Source organism: Kibdelosporangium philippinense (assembly GCF_021390435.2).
Classification (GTDB): domain Bacteria; phylum Actinomycetota; class Actinomycetes; order Mycobacteriales; family Pseudonocardiaceae; genus Kibdelosporangium; species Kibdelosporangium philippinense.
The window spans coordinates 1,552,017-1,570,276 of the sequence record NZ_JAJVCN010000003.1 but is presented as its reverse complement, the minus strand read 5'-3'; the positions used below and the strand labels follow the sequence as shown (position 1 = coordinate 1,570,276).

General features: G+C 66.4%; 13 protein-coding genes and 1 pseudogene. 4 read left to right on the top strand and 10 right to left on the bottom strand.

Features of this window, described 5'->3' with window-relative positions:
* Positions 1-20: 20 nt before the first annotated feature.
* The gene (locus tag LWC34_RS39535; RefSeq protein ID WP_233730322.1) at positions 21-590 is read left to right on the top strand and encodes a putative immunity protein; all 570 of its coding nucleotides are present in this window, start codon (positions 21-23) and stop codon (positions 588-590) included.
* On the opposite strand, the gene LWC34_RS39530 is transcribed toward LWC34_RS39535, so the two are convergent.
* Positions 556-1,398, bottom strand: a complete 843-nt coding sequence (locus LWC34_RS39530) for a hypothetical protein (protein ID WP_233730321.1) — start codon at positions 1,396-1,398, stop codon at positions 556-558. The two genes, LWC34_RS39535 and LWC34_RS39530, sit on opposite strands and share 35 nt — an antisense overlap.
* 256 nt (positions 1,399-1,654) lie before the next feature.
* On the opposite strand from LWC34_RS39530, the gene LWC34_RS39525 reads away from it, so the two are divergent.
* Positions 1,655-4,306 (top strand): HAD family hydrolase, encoded by a 2,652-nt coding sequence (locus tag LWC34_RS39525; protein ID WP_233730320.1) that lies wholly within the window; start codon positions 1,655-1,657, stop codon positions 4,304-4,306.
* Positions 4,303-5,376 (top strand): class I SAM-dependent methyltransferase, encoded by a 1,074-nt coding sequence (locus LWC34_RS39520; RefSeq protein ID WP_233730319.1) that lies wholly within the window; start codon positions 4,303-4,305, stop codon positions 5,374-5,376. The genes LWC34_RS39525 and LWC34_RS39520 overlap by 4 nt, the downstream gene beginning before the upstream one ends.
* A gap of 83 nt (positions 5,377-5,459) precedes the next feature.
* On the opposite strand, the pseudogene LWC34_RS59355 reads toward LWC34_RS39520, so the two are convergent.
* Both LWC34_RS59355 and LWC34_RS39515 read right to left on the bottom strand, forming a co-directional pair.
* Positions 5,460-5,585 (bottom strand): annotated as a pseudogene (locus tag LWC34_RS59355) (IS30 family transposase); the annotation flags it as partial.
* Positions 5,586-5,682: 97 nt separating this feature from the next.
* A complete protein-coding gene (locus LWC34_RS39515) occupies positions 5,683-7,218 on the bottom strand; it encodes a DUF2142 domain-containing protein (RefSeq protein ID WP_233730318.1) in 1,536 nt (511 codons plus the stop codon).
* 139 nt (positions 7,219-7,357) lie between these two features.
* On the opposite strand from LWC34_RS39515, the gene LWC34_RS39510 reads away from it, so the two are divergent.
* Complete coding sequence (locus LWC34_RS39510; protein ID WP_233730317.1) at positions 7,358-8,557, top strand: glycosyltransferase family 2 protein; 1,200 nt, start codon at positions 7,358-7,360, stop codon at positions 8,555-8,557.
* Between the two features lie 56 nt (positions 8,558-8,613).
* Here the strand turns inward: LWC34_RS39510 and LWC34_RS39505 are convergent, their stop codons facing one another.
* The 7 genes from LWC34_RS39505 to LWC34_RS39475 form a co-directional block, all read right to left on the bottom strand.
* On the bottom strand, positions 8,614-9,867 hold the full coding sequence (locus LWC34_RS39505; protein WP_233730316.1) for an MATE family efflux transporter: 1,254 nt from the start codon (positions 9,865-9,867) through the stop codon (positions 8,614-8,616).
* A complete protein-coding gene (locus LWC34_RS39500) occupies positions 9,864-10,943 on the bottom strand; it encodes a glycosyltransferase family 4 protein (RefSeq protein WP_233730315.1) in 1,080 nt (359 codons plus the stop codon). Before LWC34_RS39500 ends, LWC34_RS39505 begins: the two co-directional genes overlap by 4 nt.
* Positions 10,944-10,948: 5 nt before the next feature.
* The gene (locus tag LWC34_RS39495; RefSeq protein ID WP_233730314.1) at positions 10,949-12,106 is read right to left on the bottom strand and encodes a glycosyltransferase family 4 protein; all 1,158 of its coding nucleotides are present in this window, start codon (positions 12,104-12,106) and stop codon (positions 10,949-10,951) included.
* Positions 12,107-12,201: 95 nt separating this feature from the next.
* Complete coding sequence (locus tag LWC34_RS39490) at positions 12,202-13,194, bottom strand: hypothetical protein (RefSeq protein ID WP_233730313.1); 993 nt, start codon at positions 13,192-13,194, stop codon at positions 12,202-12,204.
* Between the two features lie 137 nt (positions 13,195-13,331).
* The gene (locus LWC34_RS39485; protein WP_233730312.1) at positions 13,332-14,774 is read right to left on the bottom strand and encodes an ATP-binding protein; all 1,443 of its coding nucleotides are present in this window, start codon (positions 14,772-14,774) and stop codon (positions 13,332-13,334) included.
* A 97-nt stretch (positions 14,775-14,871) separates the two neighbouring features.
* The gene (locus LWC34_RS39480; RefSeq protein WP_233730311.1) at positions 14,872-16,197 is read right to left on the bottom strand and encodes a DUF2786 domain-containing protein; all 1,326 of its coding nucleotides are present in this window, start codon (positions 16,195-16,197) and stop codon (positions 14,872-14,874) included.
* 339 nt (positions 16,198-16,536) lie between these two features.
* Positions 16,537-17,994 carry an IS1380 family transposase gene (locus LWC34_RS39475; RefSeq protein WP_233722402.1) on the bottom strand — a complete coding sequence of 486 codons (1,458 nt, stop codon included), beginning with the start codon at positions 17,992-17,994 and terminating at the stop codon, positions 16,537-16,539.
* Between the last annotated feature and the right edge of the window lie 266 nt (positions 17,995-18,260).

Here is an 18,260-nt window from a genome sequence, read left to right as displayed (position 1 = left end):
CAACGATACGGTTCACTGGTATGACGTTGGCGACCGAGCTCAGCATGGCTGAGCTGCGGGCGGTCACGGGCTTTGCAGTGGCCTGTGCGGAGCCCGCGTTGGCGATCTTCGAACGCGACTGTCCAGACGACCCGCGGCCACGAGCCGCGATCGAAGTCGCGCAGGCGTTCGTGGACGGAGCCAAGCGGACCAAGGTGGTCCGGGACAATGCCTGGGCTGCGCAACGGGCGTATCAACAGGCCCGCGACGCGGGGCAGGCTGCGGCTGGTGAAGCCGCCCGGGCTGCCCTCGCCGCGGCCAGTGGGGCATTCCTTCATCCACTGGCGAAAGCGACGCAGGTCCTGCACATCCTCGGCGCGGCTGGACATGCTGCCAGGGCATTCGAGCTCGATGCTGGTGACGACAATGAAGTTGGTGCCGCATACATCGCGAAGGCCCGGGATCTGGCTGGCTCCAACGTGATCGGCGTTCTGGCCCGTTACCCAGCTGCTCCGGCTGGTCGCGGCCGGGTGGGGGAACTGGTGCGCGGCTTGGACATGTCGCTCCGAGGTCAGCTCAGGTCCGGGGAAGGTACTCCCAGCGGCCATTGATCTTGAATTGTGGCTTGCCATGGCGGCGTTGGGCCTCGCGAGCTATTGGGATCATCGTCGCCTCCAATGTGGAGCTGACGTGGAGGTGCCGTAACCAGCCATAGTCCAGCAGTCGGATGCCGGTTGGCTCACCCTTGGCCGTCGTGTCACTGAAGTTCCAGGGTTCGCCGTAGCCAAAGGTGTTGACCTCGTTTGCTTGCAGCAGAGTGATTGCCTCGTCCACGGTGATCCATCGGCCAGGCTCGCCGGGGTTGTTTTCGTCGCGGTACGAGATGGTGTGGCCGCAGCGCCGTCGGACGTCGTCTGCTGCGGCGACGTAGGCGGGGTATCCCGCGCCGTCCGCTTTGCATGGGCGCCAGATGACTTCCTCGTTCTCGTCCCAGTTGTTGACGTAGGTGAACCGGACGATGCCGTCCGTCTCCTTGCGGAAGCTGTCGACTGAGCGGGATTTGATCAGGTCGAGTAGTTCGTCCTTGCTGAGCACCCGATTGATTTCACGCCTGCGCCGCCGTTTCCGGTACAGCACGACATGCACCGTCACGTCGAAGGCCGCCATGGCACCGCCGATGCTTCCGGCCAGCACGCGAGCGATCAGCGAATCGGTCGTGAAGGCCAAGATCAGTCCGGAAACCGCGCCGACGTAGGTCATCAAGTAGGCGGTGAAGAACAACGGCGCCAGGACCATCTGAACGAACTCGGTCCCCGACGCCCCACCTCGCGCCAACAGGATCAGCCACGCATGCGTCCCAGCCGCGGCACCGACGATCACCACCGCGACCCCGAACGCTCCCCATAAGAACCCAGCCATCGCTCGAGCATGTGACCTTTCGGACAATGTGTCAATACATACTGTCCGGACACTCTGTCCGAATGCAACCGGGGTATGGCGGCGAACCCTTTCGGATGGGAAAAGGGGCTGGTGGCCAAGGGGTCGGCTGCGTGCACACCCAGCCCGGTAAGGTGAGTTGCCAGGTCGGATGAGGAGAAGACACACGTGGGCGTTCGCGACGCGGCACCGCCCCGGGGGCTTTGCACTGCAAATCTATGAAACGGGGATTGCCGCGATGACTGACGTTGCAGGCAAAAAGACGCATGCGCTGCTTGAGGACGCGCACCGGATAGTCGCGGACCGCTCCTGCGCCGCGCTGTCCTTTGACATCTTCGACACCATTCTCTGGCGTCGGGTACCGCGGCCTGCGGATGTGTTCGGCATTATCGGCGCGCGCCTGCGGGCGGCCGGGCTGGCTCCCGCATGGCTGACCGATGCCACGTTCCGGCGGATGCGGATCGACGCCGAGCGCAAGGCTCGTCGTGACCACGGTGACCTCGGCCCTGAGGTGTCGCTGTTCGACATCTGGCGGGCGATGCCCGCTGGCACGTTCGACAAGGCCTTGCTTGAGAAGCTGGTCGCGCTGGAGATGGAGGTCGAGCGTGAGTTCACCGTCGTCGACCTCGACATCGCCGAGCTGATCGCCGCGGCGCACCGCAACAAGGTGCCGCTGGTTCTGGTCTCGGACACGTACTTCACCGAGGAGCAGCTGGCCTACCTGCTTGACCGGCCCGAGCTCGAGGCGTTGAAGAGCGCCAAGGTCTATCGCTCGCACCAGCATGGCCTCGACAAGACCAACGGCCTGTTCGAGATCGCGCTCAACGACCTCGGCCTGACCCCTGAGCAGGTCGTACACATCGGCGACAACGAGGTGGCCGATATCGAGACCGGCATCGAAATCGGGATGCGGGTGGTGCACTACCGCCGCATCGACCAGCCGCTGGCTGTCGTGCTCGAGCGCGAGGGTGAGCCGGAGGACGGTTTCGGTGACTACGCCCCGAACCTCGACGACCAGCACGGCGATTTCGGCATCACCAGCCTGCGTGCCAAGGCGCTTCAGGCGTCCGGCGCGGACAGCGAGTCCGGTACCGACATCGCCTGGCGCTACGGCGCCGCCGTGCTCGGCCCGGTGCTGACCGGCTTCGCTGAGTGGGTTGCCTGGCGGGCCCACGAGGACGGCACCAAGGTGCTGTGGTGCCCGATGCGCGAGGGCGAGCTGCTGTCGGCGTTGATCAACAATGCCGCGCAGGCGCGTGGATGGGCTGTGCAGGCAAAGCCGGTATGGCTGTCCCGGCACGTCACTTCGCTTGCCGCGTTGGACAGCTTCGACGCGGACTCCGTGCAGGAATTCATCCGCCGCAGCCACAAGCTGACCGTCCGCGAGCTGCTGTCGGTGCTGCACTTGCGCACGGGCGACGTGCCTGCCTTGGCGAACGAGCTGAACTCCGTCGTGGACAACGGCGACATCGCCCAGCGGGTCGCCGTCGCCCTGACCGAGTCGCCGCACCTGCAGAACCGGCTCAAGGCCACCATCACCGCGACGCGTGAGCGCATGGTGCTGCACCTGCGCACCGTCGGTGCATTGGACGCGCCAGAGATGACCATGGTCGACCTCGGCTGGGGTGGCACCATCCAGCGTCAGCTCGCCGCCGCCCTCAAGGTCGCGGGCATCAAGGTCAAGCCCGCCGGCCTCTACCTGGCCACGGACGACCGCTCCGCGCGGGCGTACGCGCAGGGCCTGCGGCTCGAGGGCTATCTGGCGCAGGCAGGCAACCCTGCCGACGTGTGTGGCGCGATCGTGCGCAGCCCCGAGGTGCTGGAGCAGTGCGTCAACGCGCTGTGCGGTTCCCTCGTCGGGTTCAACGAGGACGGGTCCCCGGTGCTTGGCCGGGTCAGTGAGTCGACAACCCAGAACAACGAGCGTCTGGCCGCGCAGCAGGGCATGCTGGCGTTCCAGCGGCTGTGGAACGACTACGTACACGCTTCCGGGGGAGCCTGGCCGACGCTGGCACGCCCGCAGGCCGCGAAGGACCGGCTGGCCAACATCCTGGTGTCGGCGCTGCGGGCGCCCACTCCCGGCGAGGCCGCCGTGTTCGGCAGCTGGGTGCACGAGGACAACTTCGGCTCGACGGTGGTCACCAGGCTGATCCCGGACGATCTGGTCGCCGCGCTGCCGTACCTGTCGCCGCTCGACCTCGAAGACCTCGGCATGCGCGACTCGTTCTGGCCCGCGCTGCTCGCCTCCGGCGACACCGGCCTTGCCGCGGCGGGTACGGCGCTGGCGAGCGGGCAGGTCGTCCGGGACGTGTTCGAGGCTTCCGGCGAACCGGCACAGACGAAGCTTTGGTACAAGACCGGCGCGAACGACTGGGAGCTCGGCGGCGAACGGCGTGTTCGGATCAACCGCAACGGCCTGTCGTTCGCGCGGATGTACTTCGAGCACCATGACACGCATGACTTGTCATTGCTGATCCCCGGCCGTCCAGCGATCGTGCGGGTCGACTGGATCGAGGTGCGTGGCAATGCTGGCCGTCGTCCGCTAGACCACCCGTTGCGCTATGAGACGCCCGATGACTTCATGGCTATGACTTACCGCGACGCCAGGTGGCTCGGCGCGAACCTGGTCGAGTTCTTCGGTCCGGAGTCGGCGATCATCCTGCGGGTTCGCGACCAGCTCGGTATGCCGATGTCGTCCGGTCAGGTCACTGTGGCGTTCGCCATGCTGCCGCAGTCGATGTCGAACCTGTCCGCCGCTCCGCCGTCGACAGCTTCACGCGTCCAGCGGATCAGCGGACGTCTGCGTGCGGAGTATCGTTTCGGCGGCGCGAAGGGTGTGGCAACGAGCGCCGCACGGGTCGCGATCCGCAAGCTTGGAGGCGCTTCGTGAACCATGGTGTGGACGTCGTCGGCAGCCGCGAGGACCCGAACGCCCCGATCAGGGCGGCTCGCACATTGCCGGTGTTGCTGCACTCCCTGTCGCTGTTGCGTGAGCAGTTCGAGATCATCTTCGCCAACCGGAAGATCAAGAAGGTGATCGAGGTCGGCGTCGAGTCCGGCCAGGTCTCCTCGATCTACACGGACCTTGGCGCGGACGAGGTGCACTGCATCGACCCGTACCCGAGCGACAAACTGCGCGAGACCTTGGCAGAGAACCCGAAGCTGCACCTGGTCGAGGGCCACTCGCCTGCCGTGCTGGCCGAGTTGCCGGTCGCGGACCTGTACGTGATCGACGGTGACCACAACTACGCCGTGGTGCACGGTGAGGTCTCCTGGATCATCGCGAACGCGCCAGACGCGGTCGTTGTGTTCAACGACGTGCTGTGGCCATGTGCGCGGCGCGACATGTACTACGAGCCGTCCCCACTGACTGGCGAGGACAAGCACGAATCGTCGCCGGACGGGCCGACCGTGTGGCACGACGAGCTCACCCCCGCTGGCGTGGTCGGCCTCGGCGCGTTCACGTGGGCAGTGGAAGCGGGTGGCGAGCGCAACGGTGTGCTGACCGCGATCGAGGACGCGGTCGCGGCGGCCGGTGCGGACGAGTGGTACCTGGAAGTGGTGCCAGCGGTTTATGGCTTCGGCATCCTGGTGCGCAAAACCGCGCCTGGCGCCAAGAAGATCATGGACGGCCTGAAGCCGTACACGCACTCGAAGCTGATCGCGACCCTTGAGGCGAACCGGATCTCGCTCTACACGCGGGTGCTGCAGATGCAGTACGAGGCGGTAGCGCACGCCAACGACGCGGACCGGCTGGCCGAGACGATCAGCGCTCAGCGGCATGAGATCGAGCGCCTGCGTGCCGAGCTGGATCGGCGCGGGCACGAGGTGCACGAGCTGCGGCGGACCAACGAGGAGCTGCGCGACCCGCTTTCGGTTGAGCCACCCGATCTGAGCGCGGCGGCGCACAATCTGAAGCGTGCTGCCGGGCAAGTTTTGCGGCACGCGCGGCGCGGCTGAAATGTGACGAAAGAAATGGTCCCCGCCGATTTCGCGGATTCTCGGGGTCCTCACAACACCTGATGCATGCAGGCGCTCGGCTGGGGTTTCCCAGCCGAGCGTTTCGCGTGGGCGGCCATTTCGCAGCCTTGGTCCCAAGTCAGCGAGCCGTGTTGGTGTTCGGGCAACACCAGCACGTCGCGGACTTCCTCGGCGGTGTGCCCGTCGGGCTTGCGGCATGCTCAGCGCAGCTGAGATTTGACAAAAGAAATGGCCCCGCCGATTTCGGCGGGGCCATTTCTTTCAGGTCAAGAATTCATCAGCTGTTCACGCGCGGCCGGCGGTCGCGGGCAACAGCTCCTCCGAGTTGTCGAGCTGCTGGGGTCCGGCGCTGCCCGCATCGGCCTTCGGCAGCTGCGACGAGCGCCAGTACATGACCCACAGCACCACCACGCCGAGCAGGCCGAGCACCAGCGGCAGCACGTTCCCGTACGGCGGCGTCCAGCTGCCGTTGAACGGGTTGAAGCTGACCATGCCGGAGTTCCACCTGGTCATGGTGAACCAGAGGCAGATGAAGTGCAGCGGCAGCAGCAGCGTGGCCAGCAGCCTTGTCATGGACCGGAAGTGCTCCGCGGTGAACAGCCGGTACGCCATGATGTGTGCCGCGAGCAACGGGATCCCCACCGCGCCGGGCAGGAAGTAGCGGCCCTGGTTGAACCAGTTGGTCTGGTTGATCAGGATGATCTCCATGGCGGTGTACGGCACGAAGGTGCCGATGAAGTACGCGATCATCCGCCACCGGTCGACCCTCTTGCCGACCACAAGCGCGGCCAGGACCAGGAAACCGAGCACTGCGAACCAGATCACGTACACAAGGCGCGGCATCAGCGTGTCGGCCCAGCCCATCACGCCGACCATCTGGTTGGTGATGTTGGGCCACATGTCCATGAACGCCGAGCGGAGCACGTCTTTCAGCTGGTAACCGAGGTCACGGTCGGCCACCTCGGCGGTGTTGGTGTACAGCGTCCAAGCCGCCGACAGGACCGTCGCCAGCACGATGACGCCGCCCCAGACCTTGACGATCCGCTGCCGGAACAGGTACTTCACCCGCTGCATCGACGCTGGCACGAGCATCACGCCGAAGATCACCAACAGCCACATCACGCCGCTGAACCGTGGGGTGACCAGTACGGCTCCCGACACGCCTGCCAGCGCGACCGCGGCCCGGTTCACGTCCTCGCGTTTCTCGTGCAGCAGTGCGATCAGCGCGACGGCCAGTGTCAGACCGGACGTGATTTCTATGCCGTTCGGATTTATCGCCCCGCCGAGATGCGCGATCATCGGCGTCGCGGCGGCGACCAAGCCGGCGAGCAAGGCTTTGTGCCTGGTCCAGCGCACCGCGGCGACCACGGCGAATGCCAGCATCGCCGACATCAGGGCGCCGTTGATCAGCCGGGCGGACATCACGCCCTTCCACTCCGGCCAGAAGCTCAGCGGCCAGCCGACGGTGGCGTAGTAGATCGGGTTGAACCTCGCTTCGGCCACGTAACGACGCACCAGCGTGGTGTCGCCGCCGGGCTCCTCGGCGCAGCTCGCCGCGACGGTGGGGCGCATGGGGAAGCAGTTGCTGTGGTGGATCCCATAGCTGTCGACCCGGTTGTTCTTGTCAAGGCTTTCCGGGATCGTCTGGTTACGGTCCTCGGGGATAATGTCGCCCTGCATAATGCCCGCGGCCCGCAGCACGTGCTGTTCTTCGTCGGGCGGGCCGTCATATGGCGCGGCGAACGCCCAACCGGCATGAATCAGCATGAAACCGGCGAAGGCGAGGAGCCAGAGCCATACACCTGAACGTCGCTCCGTCATGGCCGCGTATCTTATGGGGGGAGTGGTGGCTCGCCTTCGGCGGCTCAGTCACCAGGGGGAAGTCAGGCTTCGCTATGGTCACTTCCCTCACGGGCAAGCGAGTCCATAAATTCACCCAGCTTGACGGAGCACTTTCGCTATGACGTTGTCGAACCAGTTGGAACAGGACTCGGCCAGAACTGAGGCCGACGTTCTCGAATTGACGATCGTCCTGCCGTGCCTCAACGAGGCGGAGACCCTCGAAATCTGCGTGCGCAAGGCGACACAGTCGCTGGAACGGCTTGGCGTCAAGGGCGAGGTGGTGGTCGCCGACAACGGCTCCACCGACGGCTCACAGGACATCGCCCGCGCGAACGGCGCACGCGTCGTCGACGTGCCCCGCCGCGGGTACGGCGCGGCGCTGATGGCGGGTATCGAGGCGGCGGACGGCAAGTACGTGCTGATGGCCGACGCCGACGACAGCTACGCGCTCGACGACATCGAGGGCTTCCTCGTCGAGCTGCGCAAGGGCGCCGACCTGGTCATGGGCAACCGCTTCCAGGGCGGCATCGCGCCGGGCGCCATGCCGTTCCTGCACCGCTACCTGGGCAACCCGGTGCTGTCGAAGCTCGGCAAGGTCTTCTTCCGTATCCCGGTCGGCGACTTCCACTGCGGCATCCGCGCGTTCCGCCGGGACCGGATGCTGGAGCTGGGCCTGCGTACCTCGGGTATGGAGTTCGCCAGCGAGATGGTGGTCCGCTCCGCGCTGAACCACCGCAAGATCGCCGAAGTCCCCACGACCCTGCGTCCGGACGGCCGCAGCCGCGCGCCGCACCTGCGGACCTGGCGTGACGGCTGGCGTCACCTGCGCTTCCTGCTCGCGTTCAGCCCGCGGTGGCTGCTGTACTACCCGTCGGCCGCGTTCAGCCTGATCGGCCTTGTCGGTCTGCTGTGGCTGTCGTTCGGTCCGCAGCAGGTCGGCGGGATCGGCTTCGGCCTGCAGTCGATGCTGGCGTTCGCGACGATGTTCATCCTTGGCTTGCAGGGCACCGGTTTGGCAGTGGTAGCGAGGTCCTACGCCGCCCATCTCGGCCTGTTGCCGCCCCCGTCCGGGCGGATGATGGAGCGCGTCGCCAAGGCTTCACTTGAGCGCGGCGTGTGGATCGGCTCGCTGCTGATCCTGCTCGGTATTGCCTCCTTCATCGTCGCGATCCTGACGTGGGGTGCGACTGGTTTCGGTGCGCTTGATGTCGTCGAGACGATGCGTATTCCGATTCTCGGCATGGTGTGCATCGTGTCCGGTTTCCAGATGATCAGCGTGAGCTTCACGCTCAGCCTCACCAAGATCGGCGAGGACTGATCCACCAGCGGTACGAAAAAGCCCCGGCCAGCTGTGGCCGGGGCTTTTTGGTGCGCTTAGCTAATGGCCGGCGCGGGCACTCGTCGTTGCCGGAGCAGCAATCGCAGAAGGCCTGAACGGGAGCCGATTTCCACGACCAGGAGCGCGCTGCCGACCGCGATGGCCGAAGCCAGGATGATGTGGTGCGGTGAGTCGTGCAGCAGAGCGAGCAGCGCCCAGTGGATGACAGCGATGCCGACCATGCCAGCCACGAACCGCTTGCTCTTGCGGGCGATCGAGAACGTCAGGTGCACCCACAGCACCGCCGCGCCGGTCATGACCAGGGCCAACAGCGGCAGCAGCGGTTTGGCCGCGGCGTACTCGGGGCCGAACGTCACGCTGATCACCGACGTCGGCATCACCCACAGCCCCAACGCGACACAAAGACCTGCCGCGGCTGTCAGAGCGTGCGTCTTCAGTACCGCCAAGTCGGCGGACTCGCCGCGTTCCAGTGCAGCCGACGCACGGGGCAGCAGCACCATCGCCAGGGCGGCGGGCGCGAACAACGCCACCTTGCCCAGCAGCACGGCGCTCGCGTACAGAGCACGGTTGTCCGCAGGCAACATTGCCTGCGCGACCAGCAGGTCCACGTTGGTCAGCGACGAGAACGCCACCAGCCCGACCATCGCGGACAGGGTGGCCGTCGAGGAAGGCGCCTTGGTCGGCGTCGCCTTCATCTCGCTGGCCAACGGCCGGATCAGGATTGCGAGGCCGATCACGGTGGCGATGACCATCGCCCACATGCTGCCTGTCATTCCCGCCACGAGCAGGCACAGCGGCAGCAGCGCGAGCCTCAGCACGCCAAGGGGACCGGCCAGTGAGAACGCCACGTAGCCGAACTGCTCAAGACCCTGCGCCACCCCGGTGATGGCCAGCAGCAGGTACGTCAAACCGATCCACAGCCCAGCCAGCGCCACCGTCTGGACGGACCCGATGTTCAACTGCTCGGACAGCACCGGGCTCAATGCCATGATCGCGGCCGCGACCAGGAGTGCGGCCAGGCCCATGCGGCGACTTTGCTGCCGCAGGTAGGCCGACACCTCGCCGGGGGTGCCTGAGGTCCGCAGTACGGCCACGTTGCGCGTGATGGCCATCTGCACACCGTTGATCGGCGTCCACACGATCGTGCCGAACGCGATCAGCGCGGAGATCGCGGCGAACTCCGCGCCGGTCACCATCCGGGCAGCGACCACGTAGAACAGGTAGTTGGCGCCGTGCCCTGCGAAGCTCGCGATGAGCACGATCAACCCGGCCCGACGGCCGCTGCTCATCGGACTGAGTCCGCGAGTCGGCGGTACACGTCCGCGGTGGCGTCAGCGGTCCGCTGCCAGGTGAACAGCGAGGCCCACTTGCGGCCTGCGTCGGCCATGGTGCCCGGGTCAGCGACAACTTCACGCACGGTCCGGGCGATCGACGCCGGGTCGTGCGGGTCGAAGTACCGCATGGCGTCCCCGCCGACCTCGCGCAGGATCGGGATGTCCGAGCCGACGACCGGGCAGCCACGCGCCATGGCCTCCAGCACAGGCAGGCCGAAGCCCTCGAAAAGCGTCGGGAACGCGTAGGCGCTCGCGGTGTCGTAGAGGCGCTCCAGCTCCTCGTCGGTCACCCAGCCGAGCAGCTCAACGTCGTTGGCCAGGTCCAACTGGTCGACCAAGGGGCGCAGCGGGTCGTCGCCGTGGCTGCCGGTGATCACCAGCTTCGGCCGTTCGGCGAGCGGGATTTGCGCCCATGCCTCGACAAGCTTCGCGAAGTTCTTGTGCGGCATCCGGTTTCCGCTGGCCAGCACGAACGGCCGGGCCGGTGGCTCGTGACGGTCCAACGGGTCGACCGGCAGGACGCCGAGCGGGATCACGTCGACCTCGGTACGCCCGAGCAACGAGCGGATGTCATTGGCGGACGTCTCGCTGATCGTGATGATCCGGCTGGCGGCACGCGCACTGGCCTTGCTCAACGTCTGCACGCCGCGTGCACGGCCGCCGGGCACCCATTCGGGGTGACGGTGAGCGAGCAGGTCGTGCACGGTGACAACGGTCGGCAGCAGCCGCACGGCAGGCCCGAAGTTCGACGGGCAGTGCAGCACATCTGCCTTGGTGCCGCGAGCACGTGGGCCCACAGCCAGCATCTCGGCCACGGCCCATGCGGCGCGGTTCTCGCCGGACACCGGCAGCGACACGATCTCGCCGGGGAACCAGGATGGCGGCTGCGCGGCAAGTTCACGGTTGCCGATGCCGACGAAACTCAGGTCGTCGTGGTCGGCCAGGTGCGCGAACAGGTGCCGGGCATAGCTCTCGGTGCCGCCTTTCTTCCCGGTGAAGAAGACCAAGTCGACGGCGATTCGCAATGGCACGCTCCTCATCGTAGGGCGGCGGCCTGCACCAACCTGTCGAGGATCTGCCGAGCGGCCGCCTGGATGGTGTTCGTCCTGCTCACGCGCATGTACCAGTCATGTGTGGACTTACGCAGCGGCTCGCCCGCGTTGACCACCGTGACGATCGCCTCGCCGAGCTCTGCGGGCGCCACGGAGGCCGCGACCTGGCCGTTGACCCCGTTCTCGACAAGCTCGACGGACGCGTTGTCCTCGGCGTTCGCCAGCACGACCGGAGTGCCCACAGCCGCCGCTTCGACCACGACCAGGCCGTAGCCCTCGCGCTGCGACGGGTTCACCAGCGCGGCGGCGGTGCGGATGCCCTGGTCCAGCTCCTCCTGGCTGACGAATCCCGGCGTGCGGATCACGTCTCGCAGGCCGAGCCGGTTGATTTCAGCTTCCACCGCGGCCCGCGCCGCGCCCTCGCCGAAGATGGTCGCGGTCAGGTCGGGGATCTGCTTGCGGGCGTGCGCGATCGCCGCCGGCAACGCCTCGACCCGCTTGTCCGGGATGTGCCTGCCCACGTAGACCACGTTCGGCGGGGTGGTCGTGGACAGGTTCGGCTCGATGTCGCCCTGCGGGTCGATCAGACCGGGGCTGACCAAGGGCTGGCTGCGCAGGCCGGAGGCCTTGAGCCGGGCCGCGTTCATCCGTGAGTGGCACGAAGCCACTGGGCTGAGCTTCGCCGCGGTCCACTGGAGCACGCTCGCGACCGTGCCGACGAGGGGACCGGAGTACGTCCGCCACTGGTCCGGCCGCCATACCTCCAGCCAGTCCACGCCCACTGCGGTCTTCGTGCCGACCAGTGCCGCGCGTACGGCCAGGACGTTCGTGGTGGGCAGCGCGGCCACCAACACGGCGTCGTAGCGGTTGCGGTTGGCGCGCAGGTGCTTCACCAGGCCTTGTGCGTAGCGCAGGGCTGGGCCCAGCGTGCGCACGCCGTTCGCGTCGTACAGCTCACGGTCGGTGCTGACCGCGACGACCTCAATGCCCTCGATGCTCGGCGGCTCGTCCCACTGCAGCCGGGTCAGGTAGGTCACATCGTGGCCCGCAGCGACGAACTCCTCGGCGAAGCGGCGGTACTGCCGTTCGCCACCTCCCTTTGACCAGGGAAACAGCGAGTCGTAGGCAATGGCGATGCGCACGGGCGGATCCATCCGTCGAAGGCAGGCACTCTCTGGAGAAGGGTTGATGGTATCGAGCGGCCCGTCCCGCCCGGGACGGGCCGCTGTCAGCGGTTTCAGCGCAGGCCGACCGCGCGGATCACCGTCTGGTCGACCGTGTTGCCTGCCGAGTCGTTTCCGGTCACCCGCAGGGAGACGAACCGTGCCTTCCTTGGGGCGTCAAGCCGATACGAACCCCGGTAGTCCTCCCGCACGTGGGTCCACGTGGCACCGTCGTCATAGGACACGTCGACTTTCTGGGTCCGCGGCGAACCACCACCCGCGACCTTCACGTCGACCAGGCCGACCGAGACGGGCGCACGCTGCTCGACCGTGACGCCGAACCTCGCGTCACGCGACACGGACCCGGAGTCGTCCGGCTGAAGGCCGTAGCGGATCTGCAGCAGCGGCAGCAAATCCCGTTGCCCGGCAACCTTTGGCGCGGCTGAGGTGAACGTCCACGCGGTCGTGGTGGCCGACGAGAACGGGCTGACGGACGCGTCCCGCCGGTTCTCAACGACCAGGCGGTACTTCTGTGGCTCGGCGCTGGACGCGGCGGGGTACATGATCAGTCCGTTGGACGTGCTGCCCAGCTTTTTGTCGCCCTGGTAAAGGGTTGTGGTCTGGTTCGCGCGCTGCCAATCCTGCAGCGAACCGACGTGATCCGCGTTGCCATAGCCGGGGACGTCGATCCGGAAGTCGTTGTCCGTGCGCGTCGGCCCAAGGAAGTTGTTGTTGAGATACGGGCGTTGGATCGGCTCGAACCATTCGTCGCTCGTGACGCTGCCGGGTTCGTACTTGCGGCGCACGCCCCACGCGTTCGACAGGCCGTCCATGGCTTCCTGGCCCCAGCGGTTCGCGCCGTCGGTGCTGACCCAGTCCGTCCGGCGAGTGCCGGTGGCCAGCGGGGCGTAGTTGCCGATGCCCCACTCCGAGTAGGCCGGGAAGTCGTAGCGCCATTCCTCGCCTCTGCCGCTGGGACCGGCGAAGTTCTCGTCGATGCGGGCGAGGTTCTTGCCCGACGCGCGCACGACCATGTCCTGTGGCAGGTCGTTGTGCCAGGTGTGCACGAGGTCGTAGAGGTAGGACGGGATCGGGTGCGACTCCGCCTGATGACTGAATTAGGTGCGTCCACACGGTTCAAGCCGGATGCATGGCTGAACGCCGCGGCTGGCTCTGATCGCTGATGTCAATCGGCATGCCTGTATCAGGCCGTTTGCCAAGAGCCCAAGACGTCAGAAGGACCCCACATGAGGTCTGCACCGTCGCCGGAGACGGCGCCGGCTAGGGAGACGACAGCGGTTCCCGTTTCTCCATGGGTGAATCCTGGAGCGTGGGTGGCGGCTTGCCGCAGAGCGGCCAGGTCATGGTTGTCGAAGGGGCTACCAAGCCATTTGATGGAGCCCGCGAAGAAAAGCCGTTGTGCGACAGGGGCTCGGTCGGCTCCGATGAGATCGATCTCAGGATCGAATTGGCGGTTCCACCAGGCGCCAACGGCGGTGACGTCCGGCCAGGGGAGTGTGCCCGCGAGGGCGGCGAGTTCTAGGGCCTCGCGGATGAGTGGCTCGACGGCACGCCCTCGCCATGTGGTCCAGCGACGATGGAGCAACTGGATGCCCGCTTCGGGTCGACCACGACGGGCCTGTTCTTGCGCTGTACGGCCGAAGGCGAGGTACAGGCGGAGGTTGCTGTCCGCGACGCGATAGAGGGCAGGTTTGCCAGGGTGGATGGACAACGGGTGATCGACCGCGAAGACCCGTTTCTCCTCGGTTAGACGGTGCAGCAACGGGGACAGCGAGCCGGAAGGGATGCTGCCTTGGCGGCTTCCGGCTGTGGCCGCGATGTTCGAGAAGGTGCGGTCACCGCTGCCGACAGCTTCGATGACTCGTCGAGCTTGATCGGGAGTGGCGAACTCCGCCATCAATGCGGATTCCGGGATGCTGAATACGGGCGAGGCCGGGTCGGCGCATTCGGCTTCGAGGAACGTCAGTGCCGGCGTGGCGCGGGGCCAGCTGCGGATGATGCCAGGAAGACCGCCAGTGACCAGGTGGGCATCGATGGCGTCCGCGGCACCCAAGCCGAGTGCGTCAGCGGTTTCGGCGGGATTGAGCGGGCCAAGCACCATGTTGTCGGCGCGGCCGAAGAATGGCCGGTCGTAGGCAGTGAGCCGCTCCATCATGTGGATGTCGCTGCCGAGCAGCAACAACAGGACCGGTCGTGCGGAGAGGAGCCTGTCCCATGCGGTTTGCAGCGCGCCGTCGAACAAGTCGTCCTGCTCGGCCAGCCACGGCACCTCGTCCATGACCACGATCGCCGGAGCAGGGGGAAGGGTCGAGGCCAGGACACGGAAGGCATCCGGCCAGCCACCTGCCACCTGACTGGGGATGAGCTCGCGATCGGTCGTGAGCGACGATGCCATCAGCTCGTCGAGGAAGGTCGCCACGGACTCCACTGACGACGCACCCTTGGTCGCCGTGAAGAACATATATGGGACGCCCGCCCGGTTGCAGAACTCCTGGACAAGCCGCGATTTGCCAACCTGGCGACGCCCGCGAAGGCTCACCGCTGTCCCCGCGCCCGACGCGGTGACCTGATCGAGGCGTTTGCGTAACAAACCCAGCTCGGCTGCTCGTCCGACGAACTCTGCCATTGCTCCCCATCTATGTAGTCGCGAACTACGTAGATGGAGTCTACCTAAAACGTGGATCCAAAGCCCATGGTCAGCGGAATTGTCAGCTTGCTCGAGGTCAGCTGTTGACCGCTTGGCGATCGATCGTCAGGTTGGCGCGGTCGGCGGCCGCCCGTCCGGCATCCCACCCGGCACCGTTGGTGACCGACGTCGACTTCTGGACGGCGTGTCGGAACATCGACCTGAAGGTTTCCTCGACCACACGGGAGCGGTTGGCCAACACCGGCAGCAGCCGTGCGTCCTCGGAAGGATCGTGCGCGCGTGCGCCTGCCTCCTTCAGTCGTTCGCCGATGCGCACGGCGTACGAGATGAGAAAGGACCGCCGGAAGGAGCGGGTCCGTGACATTCCGCTACGGGTGGTGTGGCTGCCTTCGGCGACCATGGCGCGGGTGGCCTGCACCAGTAGGGAGGTGGCCAGCAGTTCGGTGATCTCCAGGTCCATCTCCTCGCCGACCAGCGCGACGAACCCGAGCTTCGCGTAGAACACCGACTTGCACCGGTTGGCCTCGGCGATGGTGGCGACCAGGCTGGACTTGGCCTCCACATACGGGTTGTCCAGCCACAGTCGGGTCGAGGTGGCTGCCTGCTGCCGTTGGGTGTCGGCGTCGAGCAGGGCGCGTTCGAAGGCGTGCCGGTTCATCAGCTCCTGGGCTTTGGCCGACAGCGCTTCGGCTTCCTCGGGGAACTGGGTGGACTCCGCCTTGGCCAGCAGCGCCCGCACCCGGGCGAGGATCTTCTGGTCGACCCCGGAGACGGACGCGGCCGAGCGGCGAGACGCCGTTCCCGGCGGCGGCACGATTCGGGGCAGTTCGGGCAGAGGCATCAGCGCGGCCATCAACGTGATCGTGACCCGCAGTGCCAGTTCGAAGTGGACGCCGGCGCGTTCGGCCCATTGCGGCAGATGCGGGCTGTCGCGGTTCCACCAGACAGTTGCGCCGAGCCGCTGGACTTGCGCGGCCCATCGATCGTCCACTGTGGACGAGTTGTACTGGTCGATGTCCTCGGCGATCACGTCCACCAGCAGGCTGACCGACGCGGCATCCGAGTTGCGCCGGGTGATCTCCCATGCGTCGGCAGGCAGCCAACCCGTTTCCCAGAGCGATGTGAGGACCATATTCAGCGCTATGCCGGCACCCGTCGCGACGGTGCGTTGGTCACGTGCGAACCGGCTACTGCTCAGCTCCGCCGCGCAGGCCGCCGCGGTGTTGGTGTCGCCCATGGAGTGCTCGCGGGCCGCCGCCAGCAGCGTGTTCGCCAGCAGGCCAGCGGACAGATTCGTTGGCGGCACCCAGAAATCGTCCGGCTCGTGACCAGGCTTGGTCGCATCGGGGCGTGGCCGGTTGCGCTTCTTGGCCGCCCGCTTCTCCCGATTCCGCTTACCCATCACGTGCTCCGCATTCTCAGAACAGCAACTGGTTCAGCGTACGCCTGACCCAATTCACGCCCGTCGGCGCCACGCCGCAAGTGGTTGCGGTCAGAGGAAATGCCTTAAGCATTCCCGGTTGATCAGCGGCGGCGCACCAGGGATTGTCCATAATAGACACTCAATTGTCACATCAGCCTTGATCATTCACGTGGGTGACGTGTCCGCCTGTGCCGGTTCGGATGTTGATCTTGAGTTGGTTGCTGTGTGGTGATGGTCAGGGTTCGAGCCCGGCCGCCGGTGTTGGCTGGGCGCCGGGTTGGGGGGCGGGCCTTTCAGGTCGAGGGGCAGGGACAGGGGTCATCGAGTTGGTGGTGGCAGGGCCAGCGCTGCCCGGAGGCAGGCGGCGAGAGGGTCGGCCCAGGGCCAGGTTTCCGGGATTTTGATCTTGCGTTTGCGTTGGCCGCGGACGATGCGGGCGGCGGTGTGCAGTAGCCGGTAGCGCAGGGTTTTGGGTTCGGCTTTGGCGAGGGTGCCCTCAAGGCAGAGCAGGCGCAGCCAGGCGAGCAGGTCGATGGCGATGGTGGCGGCCAGACACCAGGCCCGGTTGATCTCGATCTTGGTGGAGGGCAGGTGACCGAGGCCGGTTTGCTTGCCGCAGCGGACGTGGTCCTCGACTCGGGCGTGCGGGCGGTGACGGGCTTCCAGGAACTGGACGGTGGCGCCCGAACCGCTGCCCGGGGTGTTGGTGGCCACCAGTTGGTAGCGCCAGCCGTCGGCTTCTTCGAACAGGGACAACTGTGCGCCGGGGTGGGGTTTCTCACGACGACAGATGATCCGCAGATCGGCCGGCCAGTTCTCCAGTTGGTCCCCGTCGGGGTGGTGACGTAGTAGCGCGGTCAGTTCCACCACGCCGGCTTTGTCCAGCGGCCGAGGATCGCCGTGGTGATCGAGCACTGCCTGCCATGCCTTCGCGGGGACACGGCCGATCGCGGCTCGTTCCCGCGCACCGAGTTCCCAGCCGACGCTGTAGTGCGCCTGCCTGCCTGGCTTGGCGTTCAGCGCGGTGATGTACTTGATGAGACCGTGGGAGGCGCCCGCGCCGTCCACGGTGACTAGAAGGTTCCTTCGATGTTTCGCCGGGATCTGGGCGATCGCGGCGTCGAGGACCTCGAGGTGATCAGCTGTCGTGTTGGATCCGGCGCTTCCTGTGCGCAGCAACAGGGCCAGCGATTCGCCGGTGTTGTCACACATGGCCAGCAGCGGATGATGACCGAAGCTGCCCTTGTAGGTTCCCGCGGCGAGTTGTTTGTCCGAGTGCGCGATCACCAGCGAACCATCCAACCGGACCACCACGGTCGTGCCCAGATCACGGTCGGCCACCCGCGACGGCGGAATCCGGCCGTGCCGTCGCTCGATCAACGACCACACATGCTCGCGGATCCGGGCACGCACACGGGCGATCTTGTTGCGCTGCACCTGACCGACCGCGTCCAACGTGCGCCACAACGTCGGATCTGAGGCGACCGGCCCGAACAGTTCGGCCTGATCGCGCAGGACAGCCAGATCCGACAGGACCCGCCCGCCGTCAGCGATCAACACCGCGGTGTCGGCGAACACCCGGCCACGGTCATGCACCGGCATGAACCCACGCCGCGCCATCGCCCGCGACAAGCCTTCCGTCAACCCGGTGCGGTCGGCCAGCAACCGCACCGCCGCGGTCCCGGCATGACTGACCACGCCACGCCCACCGACTTCTACCGCCAGATCCCGCGACCACCCAGTAACATCCACGTCGAAAGTGCTCCAGAGCTTCATGGGTAAGAACAGGCATTAGCAACCTCATCTTCCCAGCTCAGGAGCACTTTTCCCTGTTCCGACACGGCGCCCGAATCAAGATCGCCATGAATACTCAGGGTCAGCCACAGGAGGCCGCGTCAGTCCCTCCTGTTGCGGGGCCGCACGCCGTGAAGGCCACCCTGGCGGCGTTGAACGCCCCTGAACTTCCCCTCGCACTTGCCCGTCATGCACCAGGATTTATGGAGGAGCGTCCTAAGGGGTCCAGTTCCGGGAACACGATGAGT

Excerpts from the sequence above, each read along its gene's own strand:
- LWC34_RS39535 (WP_233730322.1), top strand. The coding sequence starts at position 21 with ATGACGTTGGCGACCGAGCTCAGCATGGCTGAGCTGCGGGCGGTCACG.
- LWC34_RS39530 (WP_233730321.1), bottom strand. The coding sequence starts at position 1,398 with ATGGCTGGGTTCTTATGGGGAGCGTTCGGGGTCGCGGTGGTGATCGTC.
- LWC34_RS39525 (WP_233730320.1), top strand. The coding sequence starts at position 1,655 with ATGACTGACGTTGCAGGCAAAAAGACGCATGCGCTGCTTGAGGACGCG.
- LWC34_RS39515 (WP_233730318.1), bottom strand. The coding sequence starts at position 7,218 with ATGACGGAGCGACGTTCAGGTGTATGGCTCTGGCTCCTCGCCTTCGCC.
- LWC34_RS39510 (WP_233730317.1), top strand. The coding sequence starts at position 7,358 with ATGACGTTGTCGAACCAGTTGGAACAGGACTCGGCCAGAACTGAGGCC.
- LWC34_RS39505 (WP_233730316.1), bottom strand. The coding sequence starts at position 9,867 with ATGAGCAGCGGCCGTCGGGCCGGGTTGATCGTGCTCATCGCGAGCTTC.
- LWC34_RS39485 (WP_233730312.1), bottom strand. The coding sequence starts at position 14,774 with ATGGCAGAGTTCGTCGGACGAGCAGCCGAGCTGGGTTTGTTACGCAAA.
- LWC34_RS39480 (WP_233730311.1), bottom strand. The coding sequence starts at position 16,197 with ATGGGTAAGCGGAATCGGGAGAAGCGGGCGGCCAAGAAGCGCAACCGG.
- LWC34_RS39475 (WP_233722402.1), bottom strand. The coding sequence starts at position 17,994 with ATGAAGCTCTGGAGCACTTTCGACGTGGATGTTACTGGGTGGTCGCGG.